This is a genomic window from Mesorhizobium sp. M7A.F.Ca.MR.362.00.0.0, from assembly GCF_004023175.1.
Taxonomy (GTDB): domain Bacteria; phylum Pseudomonadota; class Alphaproteobacteria; order Rhizobiales; family Rhizobiaceae; genus Mesorhizobium.
In genome coordinates this window covers 5,708-12,320 of sequence record NZ_RZTF01000181.1, presented here as the reverse complement: position 1 = coordinate 12,320, position 6,613 = coordinate 5,708, and the positions used below count along the sequence as shown (strand labels likewise).

The window sequence follows — 6,613 nt, the reverse complement described above, 5'->3', positions numbered from 1 at the left end:
ACCGGTTCCGTCGCCAAAGATGCGACGGGACACTTTCGAGATATTGCGAACTCTCCTGTCAAATCCGCAAAGTACAAAAGAACAAAAGGAATAAACACAATGGATATGGCCGTTATCGGAATCGGAATTTTGTTCTTTGCCCTTTGTTTCGCCTACATAAAATCTTGTGACGCGCTCTAGAGCGAGGCTGAAAAAATGATCGTCGACTATATTCTCGGTGGCGGCGTTACGCTGTTCCTGCTCGCCTACCTGACATACGCCCTCGTTCGTCCAGAACGCTTCTGAAGGCACGGAAAGCCACACCCATGACACTGAACGGTTGGATACAGATCCTGGTCTATTGCGGGATCGTCGTTTTGCTGGTGAAGCCGCTCGGCGGCTACATGCACCGCGTCTTCAACGGCGACCGCACGCTGCTTTCGCCGGTCCTTCGCCCGCTTGAGCGTGGGCTTTATCGTATTTGCGGAACCAGCGAACGCGAGGAACAGCACTGGACCACCTACGCGGTCGCCCTACTGCTCTTCAATCTCGCCGGCTTCCTGGTGCTTTATGCCCTGCAGCGCCTGCAGGGCAGCCTGCCTTACAACCCTGCCGGCATGACAGCGGTTGAACCAGGGTTGGCCTTCAACACCGCCGCCAGCTTCATGACCAACACCAACTGGCAGAACTATGGTGGCGAGAGCACGATGTCCTATCTCGTGCAGATGGCCGGGCTGACGGTGCAGAACTTCGTTTCGGCGGCCACCGGCATTGCCATCGCCATTGCGCTGATCCGCGGCTTTGCCCGGGCGTCCGGCAAGTCGATCGGCAATTTCTGGGTCGATATGACCCGCTCCACACTCTATCTGCTGCTGCCGTTCTGCATCGTGCTGACGCTGGTCTATGTCTGGCTCGGCATGCCGCAGACGCTCGGCGCCTACGTCAACGCCACGACGCTGGAAGGCGCGCAGCAGACCATCGCCGTCGGCCCGGTCGCTTCGCAGGTGGCCATCAAGATGCTCGGCACCAATGGCGGCGGTTTCTTCAACGCCAATGCCGCGCACCCGTTCGAGAACCCCGACGCGATCTCCAACCTGATCCAGATGGTGTCGATCTTCGCCATCGGCGCCGCCTTGACCAATGTCTTCGGCCGCATGATCGGCAACCAGCGCCAGGGCTGGGCGATCCTCTCGGCCATGGGCGTCATGTTCATCGCCGGTGTCGCCATCTGCTACTGGGCGGAAGCCGCCGGCAACCCGCTGGTGCATGCGCTGGGCATCGACGGCGGCAACATGGAGGGCAAGGAGAGCCGCTTCGGCATCGCCCTGTCGGCGCTGTTTGCCGTCATCACCACGGCCGCTTCCTGCGGCGCCGTCAACGCCATGCACGGCTCCTTCACCGCGCTCGGCGGCATGATCCCGATCATCAACATGCAGCTTGGCGAAGTCATCGTCGGCGGTGTCGGCGCGGGCCTCTACGGCATCCTGATGTACATCGTCGTCGCCGTCTTCGTCGCCGGCCTGATGGTTGGCCGCACGCCCGAATATCTGGGCAAGAAGATCGAGGCCAAGGAGGTCAAGATGGCGATGCTGGCCATACTGTGCCTGCCGCTGGCGATGCTGATCTTCACGGCCATCGCCGTCGTGCTGCCGACCGGCGTGGCGTCGATGGGCAATGCCGGCCCGCACGGCTTCTCAGAAGTCCTCTATGCCTACACTTCGGCGGCGGCCAACAACGGTTCGGCCTTTGGCGGCCTCAGCGGCAACACGCCCTGGTACAACATCACCATCGGCATCGGCATGCTGATGGGACGCTTCCTGGTCATCATCCCGGCGCTGGCCATTGCCGGCTCGCTGGTGGCGAAGAAAACGGTTCCGGCTTCTGCAGGCACCTTCCCGACCGATGGCCCGCTGTTCGTCGGACTGCTGGTCGGCGTCATCCTGATCGTCGGTGGCCTCACCTTCTTCCCGGCGCTCGCCGTCGGGCCGATCATCGAGCACCTGGCGATGGCTCACGGGCAGACCTTCTGAGACCGTCATGTCCTGGTTCAATGCCATGCGCCGCAAGGTCGGCCACAGGGACGATCCCGGAAAGGAGGAGAGACCTCCTCCTTTCCCGACCCTGTCGACGTTTCTCGGCCTTGCGGCAGTCATGCTCGTCCTCTGGCTGCTGGCCTACGGGCCGCCGCATTTCCTTTCGGCATCCGATCATCCGGTGCCGTCCAACAACACCGAAGCCGGAGCTTCAAAATGAGCAACTCGAAATCAGCCAGCATCATGGATGCCAGCATCCTGCTTCCCGCCATCGGCGGCGCCTTCCGCAAGCTCGACCCGCGCACGTTGGCCAGAAATCCGGTGATGTTCGTCGTTGCCGTCGTCTCGGCGCTCACCACGGTGCTGTTCGTCAAGGACCTAGTCACCGGAGGCGGCAATCTCGGCTTCACGCTGCAGATCATCATCTGGCTGTGGTTCACCGTGCTGTTCGCCAACTTCGCCGAAGCGGTCGCAGAAGGCCGCGGCAAGGCGCAGGCGGATTCGCTGCGCAAGGCACGCACCGAGACCCAGGCCAAGCTCTTGACCGGTGAGGACCGCACCAAATACAAACTCGTGCCCGGCACCAGCCTCAAGGTCGGCGATGCCGTCCTGGTCGAGGCCGGCGACATCATCCCGTCGGACGGCGAAGTGGTCGAGGGCGTCGCGTCGGTCAATGAGGCGGCGATAACAGGCGAATCGGCGCCGGTCATCCGCGAATCCGGTGGCGACCGTTCGGCGGTCACCGGTGGCACCCAGGTGCTGTCAGACTGGGTCCGCGTCCGCATCACCGCCGCCTCCGGCCATACCTTCCTCGACCGCATGATCTCGCTGGTCGAAGGTGCCGAGCGCCAGAAGACGCCGAACGAGATCGCGCTCAACATCCTGCTCGTCGGCATGACGCTGATCTTCGTGCTGGCCACCGCGACGATCCCGAGTTTTGCCTCCTACTCGGGCGGCTATATCTCGGTGACCGTTCTGGTGGCGCTGTTCGTCACCTTGATCCCGACCACGATCGGCGCGCTGCTTTCGGCCATCGGCATCGCCGGCATGGACCGCCTGGTGCGATTCAACGTGCTGGCCATGTCGGGCCGCGCCGTGGAGGCCGCAGGCGACGTCGACACGCTGCTGCTCGACAAGACCGGCACGATCACACTCGGCAACCGCCAGGCGACGCAGTTTCGCCCGGTCAAGGGCGTCACCGAACAGGAACTGGCCGACGCGGCTCAGCTAGCCTCGCTCGCCGACGAGACGCCGGAAGGCCGCTCCATCGTCGTGCTGGCCAAGGAGAAATACGCCATCCGCGCCCGCGACATGGCAACGCTGCACGCCACTTTCGTGCCCTTCACAGCGCAGACCCGTATGAGCGGCGTCGACATCGATGGTTCGTCGGTGCGCAAGGGCGCCGTCGATTCCGTGCTTGCCCATGTCAACCAGTCGGCAGCTGCCGCCCATGGCACGCGCCCAAGCAGCGAATCCATCCGCGATCTCCAGTCCATCGCCGACGAGATCGCCAAGTCCGGCGGCACGCCGCTGGCGGTCGAACGCGACGGGCGCCTGCTCGGCGTCGTCCACCTCAAGGACATCGTCAAGGGCGGCATCAGCGAGCGTTTCACCGAACTGCGCCGCATGGGCATCCGCACGGTGATGATCACCGGTGACAACCCGATGACGGCGGCGGCGATCGCCGCGGAAGCCGGCGTCGACGACTTCCTCGCGCAGGCCACACCGGAGGACAAGCTGAAGCTGATCCGCGACGAACAGGCCAAGGGCAAGCTGGTGGCCATGTGCGGCGACGGCACCAACGATGCACCCGCCCTTGCACAAGCCGATGTCGGCGTCGCCATGAACACCGGCACGGTTGCCGCCCGCGAGGCCGGCAACATGATCGATCTCGACAGCGATCCGACCAAGCTCATCGAGATCGTCGAGATCGGCAAGGCGCTCTTGATGACGCGGGGTTCGCTGACGACCTTCTCGATCGCCAACGACGTGGCCAAGTATTTCGCCATCATTCCGGCGATGTTCGCCGTCTTCTACGTCGCACCGGGACAGACGACCGGCCCGCTGCAGGCACTCAACGTCATGCATCTGGCGACGCCGCAAAGCGCCATCCTGTCGGCCATCATCTTCAACGCACTGATCATCATCGCGCTGATCCCGCTGTCGCTGAAGGGCGTCAAATATCGCGCCATCGGCGCCGGCGCGCTGCTCAGCCGCAATCTTCTCGTCTACGGCCTCGGCGGCCTCATCGTGCCTTTCGTAGGCATCAAGGCGATCGACATGATCGTCACCGCGCTTGGCCTTGCTTAAGGAATTACGCTCATGTTCAAACAGATAAGACCCGCGATCATCATGATCGTCTTCTTCACGGTCCTGACCGGCCTGATCTATCCCTTGGGCATGACCGGCATCGCCCAGGCGATCTTCCCGCGCCAGGCCAATGGCAGCTTGATCGAGAAGGATGGCAAGGTTATCGGCTCCGAGCTGATCGGCCTGACGTCTGAGAAGGACTATGGCGGCAGCACCGAGATCAATGCATTCGAAGGTTCGGACATCGAGGTCGAGTGGCGAAACCTGGCCAATATAACCCGGCGGAAGAAGACGGCCAACAAGGACAAATTCTTCCTGCACACCAGCGCGCTGCGCTCCGAGATCCGGCAGAAGGCCGGCACCGGCACCGTGGCCCTGAACAAGGGCTTCAAGCAGAGAGGGGGGAGCGGCGCGGTCAGCTATGGATGCGTGACGATTACCCCATTCTTCTACACCGCCGACACAGGCAAGCGCGTCTACAAGATCGCTGACATCTCCATCAACCTGCTCGCGGGGGCGCCGGTCAACGTCGCGCATGCTGTCTTGAACCAGCAGGTGTTCAACCAGAGCCAGAACGTCTCCGGCAACATGCCCGTCCTGGCACGCCTGATGGGCCTCAGCGAGAGCGCAATCAAGAAGCTGGAGGGCGGTGTCATCGATCGCCACCGCATCCGCCGGAGGAACAAGAGCGGCTTCAAGATCGGGTCGTTTGAGAACTCGTTCACCGGCGACAGCATGAGTTTCTACCGGCCAATGCTCGAGCCCTCCCTGGCGTACTTCTTCCAGAGGAAAGTCCCAGCCGCGGTCGAGAAGGCACTGAACCGATACTCGATCGGCAAGGGCCGCAAATACGGAGATTGAGAATGGCCTACATGAATGTCTGGACGTCGGTCGCGGCCTACGTCAACCAGCAGATCCAGATGATCGCCGCCAACGGCATCACGCCGCTCGAAAGCATGCAGATGTTCGACTGGGAGGCGCACGCAAACATCGAAGAGGCGCCGGCTCTCCACCTGATCGGTCCAGCCTCGCTGGCGATCGACGAGCTGTCCAATGGGATCTACAGCGCCACGTTCGTGATCGGGGTCGGTTCGTTCAAGGATGATGGATTGTTCGTCCACCGCAAGATGGTGGACTTTCTCTTCAAGTCTTTGAAGAGCGGGACGCGCCTGTCGGTATTCGACAGCACGACGGAGCAGCCATACAGCTGGCTCAAGATTGTTGATGGAACCTCAGTCGCCCCGATGACCAAAGCCAACACGCGAGCGCTTCAGTTTATTCAGGCCGAGGCCTTGGTCGACCCAATGGCATAGTGAGCCTGCAAGATGGCTCGGTTGGTTTCATCTTCTTGAGCAAGAGCTGTCTCAATCAAGGTGACGATCTCGGCGGAGGTGGAGCGACGAAGAAATGTAGCACGGCGCTCCAATACCTCCTTCAACTCGTCATCAACGTTCACGGTAATGCGCTTCATTTTACACCATTATGCTGCACAGGTTCATTGCTCATATAGCGACGGGTGCCCACCTAACAAGCGCGATTGAAAGATCATTCTGCGCCGATTTCAAAAGGAGCACCCCATGGCCGGTAACGCCAAAACGAATAAGTTTATGCTTTCCACGGCGACCGTCATGCTTGGCGCGCTCGCTGACCTCCACAAGCTGAACCCGATCGAGCATTCAATCGGCCTGGTGAAGAACTTCCAACTGACCGGCGAAGCCGCGTACACCGAACTGACACAGGGCATCCGCAACGCCGTTGTCATGTCCGTGCGTACGGGTGAGGGCCTCAAGACGTCGTGCGAAGTCTACGAGTTCACCGCGAAGAACATCGCCTACGCCGCCGGTCATGACGCCTCGGGCACGGGCTTTGACGTTGTGGATGAACTGTCCGCGCTCAGCGCCGAAGCCATCGCTGCCTCGGACGAGATCGTTCTTGCCGTGGCGCCCACCGCTCCGGTCGTTGCGGGCGACTACCTCTTCATCCAGAAGGGTCAGGACGACTACGTTCACGTCGTCAAGGCCGGCTCGTATGACAACGTGACGAAGACGGTCACGCTGGCCGCCGGCTTCGAGATCCCGACCGGCATGACGTTCCCGGTGGGCGCCCGCGTCGGCCGCCTCAAGCGTGTCGATGTCGGCCAGGCTGTGACCCAGCCCGACCTGGCGTGCAAGGTCACCGGCATCCTGCCGAAGGACAACACGCCGTTCACCATCCTTCTGCCGAAGGTCAAGGTGACGCGCGGCCTGGGCATCTCGTTTGCCTCGGACAACTTCTCGAACATGCCGTTCGAG

The 6,613-nt window shown here is 61.9% G+C and carries 8 protein-coding genes and 1 pseudogene; 8 read left to right on the top strand and 1 reads right to left on the bottom strand.

The genetic code is table 11. The annotated features are described in order from the left end of the window. The 7 genes and pseudogenes from EOC06_RS40890 to EOC06_RS20995 all read left to right on the top strand — a co-directional run. A partial coding sequence (locus EOC06_RS40890; protein WP_128308690.1) for a hypothetical protein occupies window positions 1-180 on the top strand: 180 nt, incomplete at its 5' end. Window positions 181-195: 15 nt separating this feature from the next. After that, window positions 196-285 (top strand): K(+)-transporting ATPase subunit F, encoded by a 90-nt coding sequence (locus tag EOC06_RS21020; protein WP_032808122.1) that lies wholly within the window; start codon window positions 196-198, stop codon window positions 283-285. 20 nt (window positions 286-305) lie between these two features. Next, window positions 306-2,009, top strand: a complete 1,704-nt coding sequence (gene kdpA, locus EOC06_RS21015) for a potassium-transporting ATPase subunit KdpA (protein WP_127273222.1) — start codon at window positions 306-308, stop codon at window positions 2,007-2,009. A 7-nt stretch (window positions 2,010-2,016) separates the two neighbouring features. Next, a complete protein-coding gene (locus tag EOC06_RS21010) occupies window positions 2,017-2,232 on the top strand; it encodes a hypothetical protein (protein ID WP_128308689.1) in 216 nt (71 codons plus the stop codon). Next, on the top strand, window positions 2,229-4,322 hold the full coding sequence (gene kdpB, locus EOC06_RS21005) for a potassium-transporting ATPase subunit KdpB (RefSeq protein WP_128308688.1): 2,094 nt from the start codon (window positions 2,229-2,231) through the stop codon (window positions 4,320-4,322). Before EOC06_RS21010 ends, kdpB begins: the two co-directional genes overlap by 4 nt. A gap of 12 nt (window positions 4,323-4,334) precedes the next feature. Further along, window positions 4,335-4,505: pseudogene (locus tag EOC06_RS21000) on the top strand (potassium-transporting ATPase subunit C); the annotation flags it as partial. Between the two features lie 680 nt (window positions 4,506-5,185). Continuing rightward, window positions 5,186-5,635, top strand: a complete 450-nt coding sequence (locus EOC06_RS20995) for a hypothetical protein (RefSeq protein WP_128308687.1) — start codon at window positions 5,186-5,188, stop codon at window positions 5,633-5,635. Here EOC06_RS20995 and EOC06_RS20990 read toward each other — a convergent pair. Continuing rightward, window positions 5,602-5,793, bottom strand: coding sequence for a hypothetical protein (locus EOC06_RS20990; protein WP_128308686.1), 192 nt, complete (start codon window positions 5,791-5,793; stop codon window positions 5,602-5,604). The genes EOC06_RS20995 and EOC06_RS20990 overlap by 34 nt on opposite strands. A gap of 106 nt (window positions 5,794-5,899) precedes the next feature. Between EOC06_RS20990 and EOC06_RS20985 the strand changes: the two genes are divergently transcribed. Continuing rightward, window positions 5,900-6,613: hypothetical protein (locus EOC06_RS20985; protein ID WP_206631224.1), on the top strand; the 714-nt coding region annotated here is incomplete at its 3' end.